Genomic DNA, 17475 nt, shown 5'->3' with positions numbered 1-17475 from the left:
TTAAACTAATAAAATATGTCTGCTAATAACTGTACACCTGCGCATAACAGAAAGCAATTAAATTTCCTGGACAGGTACCTGACGCTATGGATCTTCCTCGCGATGGCTATTGGAGTAGCCACAGGTTATTTTCTGCCTGCGTTTCCCTCCTATATCAATCAGATGTCCAGCGGAACAACCAATATTCCGCTTGCTGTGGGATTGATACTGATGATGTATCCACCGCTTGCCAAAGTCCGCTATGAACAAATGGGACAGGTGTTCAGGCATACAAAAATCCTCGGTGCCTCCCTCCTGCTCAACTGGGTGATCGGCCCAATATTAATGTTCGTGCTCGCTATTCTTTTTCTGAACGGGTATCCTGAATATATGACGGGGTTAATCCTGATCGGCCTTGCCCGTTGCATTGCGATGGTCATTGTATGGAATGAGCTTGCAGAGGGCAGCCGTGAATATGCTGCGGGGCTGGTGGCGCTCAACAGCATCTTCCAGGTAGCGTTATACAGTGTATATGCGTATGTGTTTATTACCGTATTACCTCCTTTGTTTGGAATGAAAGGACTGAACATCGATATCAGTATCGGTGATATTGCCCGGAGTGTAATGATCTACCTGGGGATACCATTTGCCGCTGGTATCATCAGCAGATATAGTCTGATACGCATTAAGGGAGAAGAGTGGTATACGGGGAAATTCATTCCTCTTATCTCTCCTGTTACACTCATCGCATTACTGTTCACCATTATTGTGATGTTCAGTCTCAAGGGGGCGCTTATTGTACGTATTCCGATGGATGTAGTACGTATTGCCATTCCACTGGTGATCTATTTTTCTATCATGTTCCTGCTGAGCTTTTTTATTGGCAAAGCATTAGGCGCTGATTATGCAAGAAATACCGCTATTGCCTTCACTGCCACCGGTAACAATTTCGAACTGGCTATTGCTGTGGCGATCGGTGTATTCGGGATCAATTCCGGACAGGCATTTGCCGGTGTGATAGGGCCACTGGTAGAAGTTCCTGCTCTCATCGCCCTTGTAAATCTTGCATTCTGGCTGCGCAAAAAATGGTATGGCCAGGAAATTCAAAACATAGTTGCTTAATTGATCATAACGATTTAAATACAATCTTCATGAAGAAAATACTCGTGCTCTGTACGGGCAATAGCTGCCGCAGCCAACTGGCAGAAGGATATTTAAAACATTTTGCAGGAGACAAAGCCATCGTTTACAGCGCAGGTGTTGAAACACATGGTGTAAATCCTAAAGCGGTTGCTATTATGGCAGAAGACGGAATTGATATTTCCGGGCATACATCCAACAATGTCAACGAGTACAGGGATATCGATTTCGACTATGTAATTACCGTCTGTGATAATGCGAAGGAGCGCTGTCCTGTTTTCCCATCATCCGCAGTAAAATTTCATGAGAACTTCCCCGACCCGGCAAAGGCAACGGGAACACCGGAACAGATCATGGAATCGTTCCGTAGTGTGCGAGAGCAGATTAAAACGTATTCCAGGCAATTTGTTGAAAATAATCTTTAAACAGTTAGATTAGCGGGTAAGAATTTGAGCTATGAGCCAGGAGCATGTATACGATGTAATTGTTATTGGAGGAGGCCAGAGTGCCCTGGCTGTAGCTTATTACCTGAAGCGAACGAGGCTACGTTATGTTTTGCTGGATAAGGAAACCGCAGCGGGAGGCGCCTGGCAGCATGTATGGGATTCGCTTACATTATTCTCTCCCGCGCAATGGAGCTCACTGCCCGGCGTTATCATGAACGGTGGAAGCGACAAATACCCTACCAGGAATGAAACGCTTCAATACCTGCGGGATTATGAGAGCAGATACCAATTTCCGGTGAAAAGGCCGGTTGAGGTATTGGAAGTCAGAAAAGAAAATAATCTGTTCATATTATCGACCAGCCAGGGGACGTATATCTCAAAGGCTGTTATAAGCGCTACAGGCAACTACTCCCATCCTATTATTCCAGATATTCCGGATAAGTCCCTTTTCAAGGGGACGGTTATACATTCTGCTGATTATCGCGGTCCTGCTGCATTTGCCGGCAAAAGGGTTGTAGTGGCCGGCGAAGGTAATTCGGGCGCCCAGATACTGGCGGAGGTATCCAAAGTTGCAAATGTATTGTGGACGACCAGAAATGCCCCTTCATTCCTTCCTGATCATATAGACGGGCGTTATCTCTTTGATGCGGCTACCGCACTTTATAAAGCCCGGCAGGAAGGAAAAAACTATCAACCGCGCCCTCTTGGTCATATTGTAAAGGTGCCGCTTGTACGCGAGGCCATTGAAAGGGATGTATATCATGCTTTACCATCTTTTGATTATTTCTATGAAGACGGCATTGGCTGGAATGGCGGCCGGCAGGAAGCCGTTGATGCTGTTATCTTCTGTACTGGTTTTCTTCCTGCCTTACAGCATCTGGCACCACTGGAAATCTTTCAGCCAGATGGAAAGATCCACACACATGAAACGAAAGCTATAAATATTGCAGGGCTCTGGCTGGTGGGATATGGCTCCTGGACAGGGTTCGCCTCTGCCACATTGATCGGGGTTGGACGCACAGCTAAAAAGACGGTTGATGATGTGGTGCACTTTTTAGAGGGCACCAGTAGCTGGAGTGATGTGAACTTTATAACAAACTAAATTGAACTTTGTAACAAACCTGCGTCAGTCGGGAGTCTGTAATTTTGAGTAACGTTAAAACTTAAGATTATGACTAAAGTTTGGTTTATCACAGGCAGTTCAAGAGGATTAGGCAGGAGTTTAACTGCCGCAGTGCTGGCAAAAGGAGATGTAGTGGCAGCGACTGCAAGAAATCCCACACAACTCAATGATTTCGTTCAGCAATATGGCGACCGCATTTTTCCCGTTCAGCTGGATGTGACGGATTATCAGCAGGTATATAAAGCGGTGGAAGATACAATTGCTCATTTCGGCCGTATTGATGTGCTGGTGAACAATGCAGGATTTGGCATCGTTGGCGCTGCCGAAGCATTTACAGATGAACAGGTACGCAGTCAGTTTGAGACAAACCTCTATGCGCCTGTAGAAATTACAAGGGCCGTACTTCCTCATATGAGAAAACAACGTTCCGGCAGGATATTACAGGTTAGTTCTGTTGGCGGACGTATCACCAGTATAGGATTAAGCATGTACCAGAGTGCCAAATGGGGATTATCCGGATTCAGTGAAGCACTGGCAAAAGAAGTGGGACCATTAGGTATAAAGGTAACATCCGTAGAACCAGGCGGATTCCGCACAGACTGGGCAGGAGCATCCATGAGTTTAGCTCCGCATGTAGAAGGTTATGAGTCTACCGTTGACAGCAGGGCTGAGATCTTTAAGAACAATCAATTCATTCCCAAAGGTAATCCTGAGAAGGCAGCAAAAGTGTTGGTAGAGCTGGCAGATCATCCGGAGCCACCTGTACATCTCGTTTTAGGTAGTGATGCTACTAATTTGCTGAAACAGGCAGATGCTGTAAGACGGGAAGAGCTGGATAAATGGCTTTCTGTAAGTGAATCTACAGACGAGGATAATACTAAATAATAATTTCTAGTTTTGTCATACCTGGCTGTCTCCTGGCAGTCAGGTTATTTATTCAGGATGATATGAGCGAACAAAAACCATTGAAACAGATCACTTATTCCTGCTATTACAACCAGACGAGACAAGGTGAACAATTTGTACCTGAACATGTGTTCAGTTACCAGTTATCTGGTACACTTACTATGTCGGATGGAGAAAAACAGTACACTTTTCACGAAGATTGTTTCAGATTCAGCAGAAGAAACAGCCTGATAAAATTCACCAAACAGCCGCCGGCAAATGGTGAATATAAGAACATCTCTGTTTTCCTTGATCAGCAGACGCTCAGGAATTTTGCTGCTGAATATGGGTATACTTCAGGGCAGCATCTGCAAACGCCACCGGTCATGTTGCTGCACTCCCATCCCCTTCTTAAGAGTTATATGGACTCTTTACAGCCTTATGATGCGCTGATGCATGGTAACAATGAAGTATTGCTGTCGCTAAAGGTAAAAGAAGCTATCGCTGTACTGCTACAAACCAATCCGGCGTTAAAAGACATACTGTTCGATCTCACGGAACCCGGGAAAATAGACCTGGAAGCATTTATGACCAAGAATTTTCATTTTAATGTGCCGTTAGACAGATTTGCTTATTTAACGGGGAGAAGTCTATCGACATTTAAACGGGACTTTGAAAAAACATTCAATGCAACTCCGGGTAAATGGTTACAACAGAAGAGATTACAGGAAGCTTATTACCGGATCAAGGAAAAAGGTGCAGCCCCTTCAGATGTGTATATTGATGTAGGATTTGAAGATCTCTCCCACTTCTCCTTTGCGTTCAAGAAAATGTATGGGGCGGCTCCCAGCAAGATCTGATGAGCTACAGTAGCAACCCGATCATCCTGCCAGCAACAATACTTAATTGACTGATAATCTTCCTATAAGCAACGGAACTGCTAAGCGTGTAAAAAACACCTTTTCAGAATACTAATTTTATTAGTAATATTGCTAAACAAATTAGTTGTTCGTATTCAATCAGCAGTCAGGTATGCCAGGAGTAAAAGCAGATATTATTTCACAATTGCAGAAGGATATCCTTCATATGCAGGGGTTCAGGTCAAAGCTGACTGATACTGTACCTGATATAGACCTGGGCCCTGTGAACACTGCTTTCCCAAATGGTATTTTCCCTACAGGCGCTATACATGAATTTCTCTGTGCGGCAAAGGAACATGCTGCTGCAACAACTGGTTTTGTAAGTGCCCTTGCCGGCAATCTGATGCAGCGCGGAGGCGTCTGTATCTGGATAAGCGTGGCAAGGACGCTTTTTCCTCCTTCCCTACAAACTTTTGGCATAGCACCGGACAGGGTCATTTTTATTGATATGCAACGGATAAAAGATGCGCTCTGGACATTGGAGGAAGCGCTTAAATGTAATGGGATTGCAGCTGTGATCGCTGAAGTACCGGAGATCAGTTTTACACAATCCCGCCGGCTGCAGCTGGTAGTAGAACAAAGTAAGGTGACAGGTTTTATTCTCCGTACTTCTTCCAGAAGTGCAAATACAACAGCCTGTGTGACCCGGTGGAAGATCTCGCCTTTACCCAGCGAACTGGAAGAGGGTATGCCGGGCCTTGGTTTTCCCCGCTGGAACGTGGACCTGCTAAAGGTACGTAATGGACGTCCCGGTACCTGGAAGATGGAATGGGCGGAAGGGAAATGTGTGGTTATTTCAGGCGATGCTGCTACCGTCATTATACCGGGGCGGCAATTAAAAGTGGGGTGATGTCCAGACGTTTTATGTCGATATGGTTCCGTCATCTGCTGACCGACTGGCATGTACGCCGGCAGCCGGGGCTACAGAACAAGCCCTTCGTGCTGGCCGCTCCTGTTCATAACAGGATGGTGATCACTTCGGCCAGTCCGGCAGCAGCAACGCAAGGTATCAGACCCGGTATGCCACTGGCAGATGCCAAAGCGATCGTTTCCTCCCTGGAGGTATTTGATGATGAGCCGGAACGTGCGGCTCAATTACTGAAGGCATTGGGTGAATGGTGCATACGTTATACACCTGTTGTGGGAATAGATCTGCCGGATGGTCTCATCCTGGATGTAAGCGGTTGTACGCATCTCTGGGGAGGAGAACGGCCTTATCTGAAAGAGATCATTACAAAAATCCGCGCCATCGGTTATGATGTACGTGGCGCTATGGCAGATACCATTGGAACAGCCTGGGCGATTTCCCGTTATGGAAAAATAACTCCCATTATTGACAGCGAAGGACAGCGCAATGCGCTGATGCTCCTACCTCCTGCCGCTTTACGCCTGGAAGAAGAGATCCTTGCCCGCTTGCAGAAACTGGGATTACACCAGATCGGTAGTTTCATGAATATGCCAGCATCTGTGTTACGCAGACGTTTCGGGCCGCAATTGTTACTACGGCTTGGACAGGCATTGGGATATGAAATAGAAGCGATTGAACCGCTTCATCCGGTACCTCCTTATGAAGAACGCCTACCCTGCCTGGAACCTATCCGTACCGCTCCTGGCATCGAAATAGCAATAAACGTATTACTGGAACAGCTTTGTCTGCGTCTGCAGAAAGAAGGGAAAGGGCTTCGTACCGCCATCCTCAAAGGGTACCGCGTAGATAACAGGATGGTGCAGGCTGAGATCGGGACAAGTCATGCTTCGCATCATCCGCAGCACCTTTTCAGGTTATTTGAGCTGAAGATACCCACTATAGAACCCGCATTGGGTATTGAGCTATTCACGCTGGAAGCATCAAAGGTTGAAGATGTATCGCCGTCACAGGAAGTTTTATGGATAGGCAATCCGGGGTTAAAGACGCCTGCGGTGGCAGAACTGCTGGACCGGCTGGCAGGTAAGATCGGGGAAGACTGCATCCGCCGTTATCTGCCTGCCGAACATTACTGGCCTGAGCGGTCGTTCAAAACGGCTACTTCGCTTGATGACAAGCCAGCTACTGCCTGGCGGACAGATAAACCCCGGCCGGTGCAGCTGTTGTCAAAACCTGAACCCATCGAGGTGACGGCGCCGATACCGGATTATCCGCCCATGTTATTCCGCTACAAAGGCAAACTACATGAGATCAGGAAAGCGGATGGGCCGGAGCGGATAGAACGCGAATGGTGGCTGGATGGCGGAGAACACAGGGACTATTATAACGTGGAAGATGCAGATGGACAACGATACTGGCTGTTCAGATCAGGGCATTATTCCGGGGATCAGTCCCAATGGTTTATTCATGGCTTTTTTGCATAGTTAAAGTGATGTTGTATGAATTACATTGATCTGCAGGTTACAAGTAATTTCAGCTTCTTACGGGGTGCTTCTCATCCGGAGGAGCTTGTGGAGCAGGCAGCAGCCTATAGATATAAGGAGATCGCTATTACCGACCGTAATACACTGGCAGGTATCGTGCGTGCTCATGTTGCCGCCAAAAAGAAGGATATGCGTATTATTGTCGGTTGCCGGCTCGATTTGATGGATGGTCCCAGCCTGCTGGCTTATCCGACGGATAAAGCTGCATACAGCCGGCTTTGCGGACTGCTGACAAAGGGGAATCTGCGTGCAGAAAAAGGCGATTGTCATCTGTATAAAAAAGACGTGTATGAACATGCGGAAGGGATGAAATTCATTGCAGTTCCACCAGATCAGCTGACAACATCTTTTGATTTTGAGACGCCGTTCAAGGAGGCATTGAAGGAATATGGCAAACATTTAGGATCACAGCTGTATCTCGCAGCGACACGTTCTTATCTTGGAGATGATCAGAAGAGAATATATCAGCTTGCACAGTTATCAGCAAGGTTTCACATTCCACTGATAGCCACCAATGATGTACATTATCATCATCCGGAGCGGCGGCAGTTGCAGGATATACTGACCTGCACCCGTGAAAAATGCACTATCTACAATGCAGGATTCCGGCTGCATCAGAATGCAGAAAGGTATCTGAAACCTATTACTGAAATGCATCGCCTGTTCCGTCAGTATCCCGATGCGATCAAGCGTACACAGGAGATAGCCCAGGCATGCCAGTTCTCATTGGATAGTTTAAAATATGTTTATCCGCAGGAGCTTACTACTGAAGGACGTACGCCCCAGGAAGAGCTGACGCATCTTGCCTGGGAGGGCGCCAGGGAGCGATTTGGAGAAGATATCCCTGAAAAGATCTCAACTGCCATCCGTCATGAACTATCGTTTATTGAAGAGATGAATTATGCTTCTTATTTCCTGACAGTGCATGATATTGTGCGTTTCGCCAGAAAGCAGAAAATTCTTTGCCAGGGACGTGGTTCTGCGGCTAATTCCACTGTTTGTTACTGTCTTGGCATTACTTCAGTAGATCCGACACAAATAGATCTGTTGTTTGAACGGTTCATTTCTTCCGCACGGAATGAACCACCTGATATTGATGTTGACTTTGAGCATGAACGCAGGGAGGAAGTCATGCAATACATCTATAACAAATATGGCCGTGACCGCGCTGCTATCGTCGCTACTGTCACGCAACAGCACCACAAAGGCGCTATCAGGGACGTAGGGAAAGCGATGGGATTATCGGTAGATACTATCAACCGCTTATCGTCCTCTATCTGGCATCATTCGGATGAAGAGTTTAGTGAACAACGTGTTGCAGAACAGGGATTAGATACCAATGATCATCATCTCAAAAAAGTAATGGAACTGACGGAACAAATGGTAGGTTTCCCCCGTCAGCTGGGACAGCATACCGGAGGCTTTGTTATTACGCAGGATAAGCTTTCTGATCTCTGCCCTATTCTGAATGCGCGTATGGAAGACAGGACCTGTATTGAGTGGAACAAGGATGATATCGATGCACTGGGCTTTCTTAAGATAGATGTACTTGCGCTGGGAATGCTGACCTGTATCCGGAAGGCATTCGATCTTGCGAAAGTACATCACAATAAGGATTTCACACTGGCCAATATACCGCCAGAGAAGGCCGAAGTATATGAAATGATCAGTCATGCAGATACGATTGGTGTGTTTCAGATCGAAAGCCGTGCGCAGCAGTCTATGCTACCACGCTTGAGACCTGAAAGATTTTATGACCTGGTGATTGAAGTTGCCATAGTACGACCAGGGCCTATACAAGGGGGTATGGTACATCCTTATCTGCGCAGACGTAATAAAGAAGAAGACCCGGATTATCCTTCACCAGCATTAAAAGGGATACTGGAGAAAACATTAGGCGTTCCTCTCTTCCAGGAGCAGGCCATGCAGATCGCTATGGTAGCAGCGGGTTTTACGGCGGCAGAAGCGGATGAATTGCGTCGTAGTATGGCTACATTCAAGGCAAAGGGCATTGTCAGCAAATTTGAAAAGAAACTGATCGAGGGCATGAGAGACAGAGGGTATAAAGAAGAATTTGCGCGCCGTATTTTCAAACAGCTGGAAGGGTTTGGTAGTTATGGATTCCCGGAAAGTCATGCCGCCAGTTTTGCGTTACTGGTATATGTATCTTCTTATCTCAAGTGTTTTCACCCTGACGTATTTGCCTGTGCTTTACTGAATAGTATGCCTATGGGATTTTATCAACCTGCACAGATCGTGATCGATGCCCGCAAACATGGTGTGGTAGTCCGGCCGGTGGATGTCAATCACTCTCTATGGGATAATACTTTAGAGGAAATGGTGGATGATAAATGTTGCGCTTTAAGGCTGGGATTTCGTCAGGTAAGGAGTTTACAGCAGGATGAGATTGAAGTGCTTGTATCTGCCAGAAAAACGCCTTATACGACGATACTGGCTCTGAGGGAGGCAGGCGTGTCGCAGGTTAGCCTTGAAAAACTGGCTGATGCCGATGCTTTCAGATCATTAGGATTGGACCGGCGGCAGGCATTATGGGAAATATCGGCCCTTGGCGATCGTCCTATCGGGATGTTTACCGGTGGGCAATCAGAAAGTGCGGTTGAAAAGCCGGTGGCTCTTCCGAAGATGACAGATTCCGAACATGTGGTGCATGATTACAGTGCACTGTCATTATCTTTAAAAGCCCATCCAGTGAGTTTTGTCAGGGAGAAACTCAGCATGCTGCATATCCGGTCCATCAATGAGCTGGACAACATGAGCGATGGAATGCCGGTGATGGTAGCAGGGCTTGTACTGGTACGGCAACGTCCGGGAACTGCCAGTGGAATCTGTTTTATTACTATTGAAGATGAGACAGGACATGCTAACCTGGTAGTGTTCCAAAAGCTCTACCAGCAATTCAGGAAAGAGATCCTGCAATCCAAACTACTGATGGTGGAAGGTAAAGTACAGCGTGAAGGGGAAGTGATACATGTTGTTGTAAAGCGCTGTCACAATCTGACAAGGTTATTGCATCAGCTGACTGCAATAAAGGAGGAAGATATAACCGGCTCGCAGCAATCCGCAGAAAATACACTTTTTGACATGGATGAACAAGCTTCTCAGGGTCAGGAAAATACGGAGGAGATCAGGCTTCCGGAAGCAAGAAATTTCAGGTAACGCTGATAGCGACTCCCGGATTGGCAGGATATATGCAGAGATAATAGTAAATTCATCAAAATACGATCCATGAAAAGGCCTTTCTTCCTGTTGCTTGCTTCACTATTCTCCTCCATGGTACAAAGCCATGGACAAAATAAGGAAACTACTTTTGCTGATATGATTTCAAAAGAGTGGCGGTTAGCGTATTATGGAGATAATAGTAAAAAGCAGACGCCTTCTGCCAAACAGCAGGAAGACAGAATGATCTTTTATAAAGACAATCGTGTGTTATCTATTGAAAATGGGAAAAAAGAGAATGGCAACTGGCAATATGATCCTACTAAAAAACTGTTAACCATCACAGATAAGCAAACCAGGGAACAGACCCTGTACCAGGTCATAAAACTGGACCAGGATCAGTTCGTGGTTGGTTATAAGGACCCGGAAGGCGTCCTGTTGGAAATACATATGTTGCCCATTAAAAAATAGGTTATTTTCCTGTTATTTCGATCCATACAGGCGCATGGTCGCTTGACTTTTCCCAGCCCCGTACATGACGGTCAACTCCGGCAGCCTTCAGGCGTTTATCGAAATGAGCGCTCAGCAGGAAGTGATCAATACGCAAACCGGCATCACGGCCGTAGGCATTCCTGAAATAATCCCAGAAAGTATAGATCTTCTCATCCGGATACAGTTTGCGGATAGCATCTGTCCAGCCTTGTGCCACCAATTCCTGGAAAGCAGCCCGTGTTTCTGGTCTGAACAGGGCATCGTCTACCCAGCGTTCTGGTTTATAAACGTCCTTTTCGGTGGGAATGACGTTATAATCGCCTGTGAGTATTACAGGAAAATCTTTAGACAGCAGTTCTTTTGAATGTGCTGTCAGGCGTTTGAACCAATTGAGCTTATAGTCAAATTTAAGTCCTGGTACAGGATTACCATTAGGCAGATACAGGCAACCCAGCAGGAAGTCGCCGTTGATCACCGCTTCGATATAGCGGCTATGCGTATCTTCCGGATCGCCTGGCAGTGCACGTCTCACCTCTTCCACCTGTGCATTACGGCTCAGGATGGCAACACCATTCCAACTTTTCTGTCCATGCCAGATGGCACTATAGCCGGCATCTTTTATGGCAGCTTCAGGGAATTTCTCCTGCGGAGCTTTCAGCTCCTGTAAGCAGACAACATCCGGCGCCGTCTCTTCCAGCCAGCGGAGTAAGACAGGCAAGCGTCCGTTGACGCCATTGACATTATAAGTAGCTATCTTCATAATAATCGGCTTGGTTCAATTGCGTATTTACTTACGCAACGAAGATAAGGGTTATGCAAGTTCATACCACCAGGCTGGGCTTTGTTTATAACAGAGATTAAAAAAGGGCATAAATTTGCAGCATGGAACATTTGCTGAAACATTTCTTTTCCAAGACGATAGGATGTCTTGATTTTGACGCAGGTACTGCCGACGATATCAGGCACGACGATTATAGTCCCTTCATTAAGATCCTTTTTATTGAAGCGGGCGCCGAGGTAATGGTGGATTTCCGGGAATACAGACTGGAACAGGATGCGCTGTTCTTTATAAAGGATGGTCAGTGGTATAAATTCTCCGGTAAGGGGACCTTATTATATTACAACCGCGATTTCTATTGTGTGCAGATTCACGACAAGGAAGTAGCCTGTGATGGCCTATTATATAATAATGTGTATGAAATACCTGTGGTATACCTGGATGAGGAAACCTCCCGGCAAACCAGGCATCTGATACAGGAAATAAAGCTTGAAGCGGTCAATGAGGAAAGTAATATGGAAGAGATGATCCGTATTTTCCTGAAGCAACTTATTATACGTTCTACCCGTATGTGGAAGAAAGCACATGATCTGGCAGATAGCGGGATAGCGCAGGAGGTGGAGTTTATCAGGAAATTCAGTCAGCTGGTGGAAGCGCATTATACTACTCATCATAATGTGGCCGATTATGCCAACTTATTAAATATCACTCCGAAAGCGCTGAGTAAAAGGATTTCGAGGCATAGTTCGAAAAGCCCCAATGATATTATTAAGGAGCGTATTATCCTGGAAGCCAAAAGGCTATTGATACATACAGATCTCAGTGTAAAAGAGATCGGTTACAAGCTGGGATATGAAGATCCGGCCTATTTTGTGCGCCTTTTTACCAACCAGGTGGACGCCTCCCCCCTTCTTTTCCGAAAAAAATACGCCGAGGGGGAAAAAGTACAATAAGTGTCGTCATTCGTGCATTGTTCCCCTTTGTCTGCTGCAGTAGCTTTGTGTTATCAAATTAAAACAATCACATTCAACGACACACAAAATGAAAAAGCAAATACTTTCACTCGCTGCATCAACTTTACTAAGTATAGGCGCAATGGCACAGAATGTAAATCCAGACAACGATCCTAACATTGACAGTCATACCAAGGCGTTTCTCCATGCCTTAAATAACAGTGGTGGCGCACCGCTGGAAACATTATCTCCTAAAGATGCCCGTGCAGTATTAGTTGGCGCACAATCGAGCGTGAAAGTGGATATTTCCGGTATTACAGTAAGTGAAAAGACAATTACACAGGACGGACAGACCGTAAAGCTGCATATCGTTCGCCCGGAAGGCGCTAAAGGTGTATTGCCTGTGTTTATGTTCTTCCACGGTGGCGGATGGGTGTTAGGTGATTTTCCAACTCACCAGCGACTGGTACGTGACCTGGTAGTAACATCCGGAGCAGCAGCAGTATTCGTTGACTATACACCTTCTCCGGAAGCGCACTATCCGGTAGCGATCAATCAGGCTTATGCAGCCACTAAATGGGTAGCAGCCAATGGTAAAGAAATCAATGTAGATGGAAAACGCCTGGCAGTAGCAGGTAACAGCGTTGGTGGAAATATGGCAGCTGTAGTAGCGCTCATGGCGAAAGATAAAAATGGTCCTGCTATTAAACTTCAGATACTCTTATGGCCTGTGACAGACGCTAACTTTGAGACAGGTTCCTACAACCAGTACGCAGAACAGCGTTTCCTGACTAAAAATATGATGAAATGGTTCTGGGATAATTATACAACAGACCAGGCAGCGAGAAAAGAAATTTATGCTTCACCGTTACAGGCAACACTGGAACAGCTGAAAGGCTTACCTCCAGCACTGGTGCAGACTGCCGAAAACGATGTACTGCGTGATGAAGGCGAAGCATATGCCCGCAAAATGGATGCTGCAGGTGTGACGGTTACAATGGTAAGATACAACGGCGCCATCCATGATTATGGTCTGCTGAATCCTATCGCAAACACTCCGACCACACGTTCAGCTATGTTGCAGGCAGGAAATGAATTGAAAGTTTACCTGAAATAAGCGACGGTTCAACAAAAAAAGGCAGCCTCTGACAGCATTTGAATGCAGTCAGAGGCTATCTCATTTTATATAGGCGTTAAAGTGAGTGGAAGGTGGGTTTTATTAACTTGGAGTTAACGAAATCTCTGAGGGGATTGTGTATATTTGTGTTGTTTGAGAGGCATGTAAGTGTTTAAAACATATCCATTGTAACAGGCAGCATAGGCCTTTCTTTCTCTACGAGATTATTGTTGTTGTTTCGCGTTCAGATCACTTTACAAACCCAGTAATGCGGCTATTTATACAGTTCCTGCATTAAAAAGAATTTAAACATTATTGACAACTCATAAACAAAGCAACAACATGATGATGTTCAAACCTGCACAATTTAAATCCAAATTCGACGAAGAAAGAATATTGAATCCTTACCAGTATGTCAAACTTGTAGAAACAAACATCGATGCTATTCTAACTGCTAAGTTTGTACCACCCCCATTAGGCAGTAACCAGATCCTGGGGCATGTCCGGGTTAAATTTAAACCAGGGTACCGATATACTACAGTTTAAACCAGCTTAAAATGTCTGATCTTAATATCCCTATCCATCAGAATGACCCAAATAACCGTAATAATCCATTTAATGTGGAACTATTACGGGAGATGGCCGCTAATCAAAAAGAAGAGATCAAATGCAAGCAACAGGAATTAGCACTCCGGGGCAAAGAAATCGGTATGGCACACGAGCTTTCTATGAGAAACATTGATATACATGCCGAATATATGAGGAATACGCCTAAATATGTATTCAGGAACCGGTTGCTGATCTTTCTTGTGATTATCACAATCCTGCTTATTATGATACTCTTCTTTATATATTGTCTTTATAGCGGTAATAAAGAAATAGTAATGAGGGTGATAGAAATAATTGTTACTGCACTTTTGAGTGGGAGTAGTGGCTACGTTATGGGTAGAACTAAAAAAGAACAAGCTGCTACGGCAGTGACAGAACCGGTGTAGTATGCCAGGGCATGTCCCTCTCAATGCATATCCGTAGCAGCCAGTAAGATCAAACACGAATAAGTATTATATTTGGCTACACCAAAACCCGGATATGTTACACATTGGTCTTATAAGGGAGGAAAAACAGCCACATGATAACAGAGTAGCATTTACGCCGCAGCAATGTCAGTGGATCATCAAAAACAACCCGCAGGTAAGTATCACCGTTCAGCCATCTGCCTGGCGATGTTTTTCAGATGATGAATATAAAGCTGCCGGTATTCCTCTTTCGGAAGACCTCTCCCATTGTGAGGTATTGTTAGGTATAAAGGAAGTACCTGTTGAGAAACTGTTATCCGGCAAAAAATACCTGTTCTTTTCCCATACACGTAAAAAGCAGCCACACAACAAACATATGCTGCAGACTATTCTGCAACGCAATATTACCCTGATCGATTATGAATGCCTGGTGCATGAAGACGGTCAGCGGATACTGGGATTTGGATTCTTTGCCGGTGTGGTAGGTGCACACAACGGGCTGTTGACCTATGGGAAAAAGACTGGCCAATATAGCCTGGTACCAGTACATAAATGTCATGATTTTAAAGAGCTGATCAATCATTATTTCGGAGCAAAACTGCCTCCGCTAAAGATCGTTATTACCGGCTCAGGCCGCGTGGCGGCGGGAACACTGGAGGTAATGGGATTATTGGGTATCAAATACATCCCACCGGAAGAGTTCCTGATCAACACGTATGCTTACCCGGTATATACACAGCTAAAGGCGGGAGAATTATATCTCCGGAAAACAGATAAAACATATAGCAGAGAAGATTTTCATCTCCATCCCGAGCAGTATGATTGCCGCTTCCTGCCATTTGTGACAGCTACAGACATTCTCATGAACGGTATTTACTGGGATCAGCGCATCTCACCACTGTTCACCTGGAATGACCTGGCAAAAGACAATTTCCGTATTAAGGTCATTGCGGATATCACCGATGATACCAACGGCTCAATCCCTTCTAATCTCGGAGACTCCAGTATTGATGATCCTGTATATGGCGTAGACAGGCATACAAGGCAGCGGACAGCTCCTTACCTGCCGGATACACTGGATATGATGTGCGTCAGCAATTTACCCAATGAGCTTCCACGGGATGCGTCACAGTACTTTGGCGACCAGCTGATGAAATATGTGTTTGATGAATTGCAAAGGCCGGATAGTACAGTTGTTCATAATGCTACTATTGCAGACAAGGGTGCGCTGACTGAGCGGTTTGAGTATTTGAAGGATTATGTCGAGGAGTGAGGGAAACTAAAGATATAAATAATACGGCTGCAACAACGACACAAACGCTGGTGTATAAGCATTCTGATCTGCTGCTCTGATAGCCATTGATTCCACCTTTGGTTCATTTTGCTGCCTGCTGAAGATGCCTATGCTGCGGAAATACTCATGGCGTTCACTCTGTTTCACATGTAATACTTCCTGCAAATAAAATCCCGCTGCACCGGCCATTGATATAAAGTCACCAAACGGACGATAAGGCAATAAAACAGAGAACGCCCCTTCTGCCTTCAATTGTCTGTCAATTACTTTCAACAGGTCACTATAATCCAGCGTAGTAGCATGCATTGCCTGGTTACGCAGATGATTGCTGCTTTTCAGATCCGATTCGTAAAAAGGAGGATTGGTAATAATGAAATCATATTGCCCATCAGCAGCCATTTCCCTGGCATCCGTTTCTATGACCTGCAGCCGGTCGCTCCAGGGTGAAGCAGTGAAGTTGGCCTTCGTCTGACCAGCGGCGGCGGCATCCAGTTCTATACCAGTAATGGCGGCATCAGGTAATTGCTGCGCCATCATAAGGGACAATAACCCGGTACCTGTGCCGATATCGAGTATCCGTTGTATGACGGGTTTATTGGTTTGCAGGAATGCAGCTGTATAGGCGCCCTGCAGACAAGCATCTGTACAGACCTTCATGGCGCAGGCCTCCTGATGTACGGTGAATTGTTTAAAACGGAAATAGTGATTCGCCATCGTCTTTACTAATGATCAAAACCTGCCCTTGCTCCGGGTACAGCATCCAGTCCAACAAATTCCCCTGCCTGGTATTTATACCAGGCTGTTATTGCAATCATAGCGGCATTGTCGGTACAATATTCAAACCTGGGAATGTAGGTCTGCCAGCCATACTTTTCGCCATACTGCTGTAAGGCCGTCCGGAGACCGGAATTAGCGCTTACCCCTCCTGCTATACCTATCTCCCTGATACCTGTTTCTTTGGATGCTTTTGCCAGTTTGTTCATCAGGATGCTGACGATACGATGCTGAATGGAAGCGCAGATATCCGCCATATTGTTCTCCGTGAACTGCGGATCTCTCTGTTGCTGTTCCTGCAGGAAGTAGAGAATAGATGTTTTTAAGCCGCTGAAGCTGAAATTCAGGCCTGGGATCTGGGGTTCCGGAAATTTGAACCTGTTGGGATCTCCCTGCCGGGCGTATTTATCGATAAGAGGGCCTCCGGGATAGGGTAAGCCTAATAATTTAGCACTTTTGTCAAAGGCCTCTCCTGCTGCGTCGTCCAGTGTTTCACCGATGATCTTCATGCTAAGAGGGCTGTCACAACGTACGATCTGGGTATGTCCACCGGAAACGGTCAGACATAGAAAAGGGAATGTGGGTTTCTCCTCTCCGATGAAATTGGCCAGTACGTGCGCCTGCATGTGATGTACGGCAATCAGCGGAACATCCAGTGCCAACGCCATGGATTTGGCAAAACAACTACCTACCAGCAGGGAGCCTATCAGGCCGGGCGCCTGCGTAAAGGCAATAGCATTCAGTTCCTCCTTGCGGACGCCAGCCACTTTCAGGGCCTGATCCACTACAGGGACAATATTTTCCTGGTGGGCACGGGATGCCAGCTCGGGCACTACGCCACCATATTGCTCATGAATGGTTTGATTGGCAATAAAATTAGACAGGATCTTTCCATCAGCCAACACGGAAGCGCTCGTTTCATCGCACGAAGACTCTATGGCCAGTATTTTTACAGACATGCCCGCAAAGGTA

16 protein-coding genes are annotated in these 17475 nt (G+C 45.9%); 13 read left to right on the top strand and 3 right to left on the bottom strand.

Features of this window, described 5'->3' with window-relative positions; genetic code table 11:
• Window positions 1–15: 15 nt before the first annotated feature.
• The 9 genes from arsB (at window position 16) to F3I09_RS16800 (ending at window position 10550) form a co-directional block, all read left to right on the top strand.
• Window positions 16–1101, top strand: a complete 1086-nt coding sequence (arsB, locus tag F3I09_RS16840) for an ACR3 family arsenite efflux transporter (RefSeq protein WP_149696203.1) — start codon at window positions 16–18, stop codon at window positions 1099–1101.
• A 29-nt stretch (window positions 1102–1130) separates the two neighbouring features.
• Window positions 1131–1544, top strand: coding sequence for an arsenate reductase ArsC (locus tag F3I09_RS16835; RefSeq protein ID WP_149696202.1), 414 nt, complete (start codon window positions 1131–1133; stop codon window positions 1542–1544).
• A gap of 31 nt (window positions 1545–1575) precedes the next feature.
• Window positions 1576–2667: an ArsO family NAD(P)H-dependent flavin-containing monooxygenase gene (locus F3I09_RS16830; RefSeq protein ID WP_149696201.1), complete on the top strand. Its 1092-nt coding sequence runs from the start codon at window positions 1576–1578 to the stop codon at window positions 2665–2667.
• A 69-nt stretch (window positions 2668–2736) separates the two neighbouring features.
• On the top strand, window positions 2737–3573 hold the full coding sequence (locus F3I09_RS16825) for an oxidoreductase (RefSeq protein WP_149696200.1): 837 nt from the start codon (window positions 2737–2739) through the stop codon (window positions 3571–3573).
• A 62-nt stretch (window positions 3574–3635) separates the two neighbouring features.
• Window positions 3636–4433, top strand: coding sequence for an AraC family transcriptional regulator (locus F3I09_RS16820; RefSeq protein WP_149696199.1), 798 nt, complete (start codon window positions 3636–3638; stop codon window positions 4431–4433).
• Between the two features lie 145 nt (window positions 4434–4578).
• Window positions 4579–5343: an ImuA family protein gene (locus F3I09_RS16815; protein WP_223233267.1), complete on the top strand. Its 765-nt coding sequence runs from the start codon at window positions 4579–4581 to the stop codon at window positions 5341–5343.
• Window positions 5343–6842, top strand: a complete 1500-nt coding sequence (locus F3I09_RS16810; protein WP_149696198.1) for a DNA polymerase Y family protein — start codon at window positions 5343–5345, stop codon at window positions 6840–6842. The genes F3I09_RS16815 and F3I09_RS16810 overlap by 1 nt, the downstream gene beginning before the upstream one ends.
• Before the next feature lie 15 nt (window positions 6843–6857).
• The gene (locus tag F3I09_RS16805) at window positions 6858–10079 is read left to right on the top strand and encodes an error-prone DNA polymerase (RefSeq protein WP_149696197.1); all 3222 of its coding nucleotides are present in this window, start codon (window positions 6858–6860) and stop codon (window positions 10077–10079) included.
• A 69-nt stretch (window positions 10080–10148) separates the two neighbouring features.
• A complete protein-coding gene (locus tag F3I09_RS16800; protein WP_149696196.1) occupies window positions 10149–10550 on the top strand; it encodes a hypothetical protein in 402 nt (133 codons plus the stop codon).
• A gap of 1 nt (window position 10551) precedes the next feature.
• On the opposite strand, the gene xth is transcribed toward F3I09_RS16800, so the two are convergent.
• A complete protein-coding gene (gene xth / locus F3I09_RS16795) occupies window positions 10552–11331 on the bottom strand; it encodes an exodeoxyribonuclease III (RefSeq protein ID WP_149696195.1) in 780 nt (259 codons plus the stop codon).
• A gap of 122 nt (window positions 11332–11453) precedes the next feature.
• Between xth and F3I09_RS16790 the strand changes: the two genes are divergently transcribed.
• The 4 genes from F3I09_RS16790 (at window position 11454) to F3I09_RS16775 (ending at window position 15708) form a co-directional block, all read left to right on the top strand.
• On the top strand, window positions 11454–12302 hold the full coding sequence (locus tag F3I09_RS16790) for an AraC family transcriptional regulator (protein WP_149696194.1): 849 nt from the start codon (window positions 11454–11456) through the stop codon (window positions 12300–12302).
• Window positions 12303–12390: 88 nt separating this feature from the next.
• A complete protein-coding gene (locus F3I09_RS16785) occupies window positions 12391–13419 on the top strand; it encodes an alpha/beta hydrolase (RefSeq protein WP_149696193.1) in 1029 nt (342 codons plus the stop codon).
• 557 nt (window positions 13420–13976) lie between these two features.
• On the top strand, window positions 13977–14414 hold the full coding sequence (locus F3I09_RS16780; RefSeq protein WP_149696192.1) for a hypothetical protein: 438 nt from the start codon (window positions 13977–13979) through the stop codon (window positions 14412–14414).
• A gap of 94 nt (window positions 14415–14508) precedes the next feature.
• Window positions 14509–15708, top strand: a complete 1200-nt coding sequence (locus F3I09_RS16775) for an NAD(P)-dependent oxidoreductase (protein ID WP_149696191.1) — start codon at window positions 14509–14511, stop codon at window positions 15706–15708.
• Between the two features lie 6 nt (window positions 15709–15714).
• On the opposite strand, the gene F3I09_RS16770 is transcribed toward F3I09_RS16775, so the two are convergent.
• Both F3I09_RS16770 and tsaD read right to left on the bottom strand, forming a co-directional pair.
• Window positions 15715–16443 (bottom strand): tRNA1(Val) (adenine(37)-N6)-methyltransferase, encoded by a 729-nt coding sequence (locus tag F3I09_RS16770; protein ID WP_149696190.1) that lies wholly within the window; start codon window positions 16441–16443, stop codon window positions 15715–15717.
• A gap of 8 nt (window positions 16444–16451) precedes the next feature.
• Window positions 16452–17462, bottom strand: coding sequence for a tRNA (adenosine(37)-N6)-threonylcarbamoyltransferase complex transferase subunit TsaD (gene tsaD, locus F3I09_RS16765; protein ID WP_149696189.1), 1011 nt, complete (start codon window positions 17460–17462; stop codon window positions 16452–16454).
• Window positions 17463–17475 lie beyond the last annotated feature (13 nt).

Source organism: Chitinophaga sp. CF418 (assembly GCF_900142925.1).
Lineage (GTDB): Bacteria > Bacteroidota > Bacteroidia > Chitinophagales > Chitinophagaceae > Chitinophaga.
The sequence above is the reverse complement of the archived record's forward strand: the minus strand, read 5'-3'. Positions and strand labels throughout refer to the sequence as shown.

Coding starts and splice junctions, on each gene's coding strand:
- xth (WP_149696195.1), bottom strand. CDS start 11,331: ATGAAGATAGCTACTTATAATGTCAATGGCGTCAACGGACGCTTGCCT.
- F3I09_RS16835 (WP_149696202.1), top strand. CDS start 1,131: ATGAAGAAAATACTCGTGCTCTGTACGGGCAATAGCTGCCGCAGCCAA.
- F3I09_RS16820 (WP_149696199.1), top strand. CDS start 3,636: ATGAGCGAACAAAAACCATTGAAACAGATCACTTATTCCTGCTATTAC.
- F3I09_RS16790 (WP_149696194.1), top strand. CDS start 11,454: ATGGAACATTTGCTGAAACATTTCTTTTCCAAGACGATAGGATGTCTT.
- F3I09_RS16810 (WP_149696198.1), top strand. CDS start 5,343: ATGTCCAGACGTTTTATGTCGATATGGTTCCGTCATCTGCTGACCGAC.
- F3I09_RS16775 (WP_149696191.1), top strand. CDS start 14,509: ATGTTACACATTGGTCTTATAAGGGAGGAAAAACAGCCACATGATAAC.
- F3I09_RS16825 (WP_149696200.1), top strand. CDS start 2,737: ATGACTAAAGTTTGGTTTATCACAGGCAGTTCAAGAGGATTAGGCAGG.
- F3I09_RS16770 (WP_149696190.1), bottom strand. CDS start 16,443: ATGGCGAATCACTATTTCCGTTTTAAACAATTCACCGTACATCAGGAG.
- F3I09_RS16830 (WP_149696201.1), top strand. CDS start 1,576: ATGAGCCAGGAGCATGTATACGATGTAATTGTTATTGGAGGAGGCCAG.
- F3I09_RS16785 (WP_149696193.1), top strand. CDS start 12,391: ATGAAAAAGCAAATACTTTCACTCGCTGCATCAACTTTACTAAGTATA.
- F3I09_RS16780 (WP_149696192.1), top strand. CDS start 13,977: ATGTCTGATCTTAATATCCCTATCCATCAGAATGACCCAAATAACCGT.
- tsaD (WP_149696189.1), bottom strand. CDS start 17,462: ATGTCTGTAAAAATACTGGCCATAGAGTCTTCGTGCGATGAAACGAGC.
- F3I09_RS16805 (WP_149696197.1), top strand. CDS start 6,858: ATGAATTACATTGATCTGCAGGTTACAAGTAATTTCAGCTTCTTACGG.
- arsB (WP_149696203.1), top strand. CDS start 16: ATGTCTGCTAATAACTGTACACCTGCGCATAACAGAAAGCAATTAAAT.
- F3I09_RS16800 (WP_149696196.1), top strand. CDS start 10,149: ATGAAAAGGCCTTTCTTCCTGTTGCTTGCTTCACTATTCTCCTCCATG.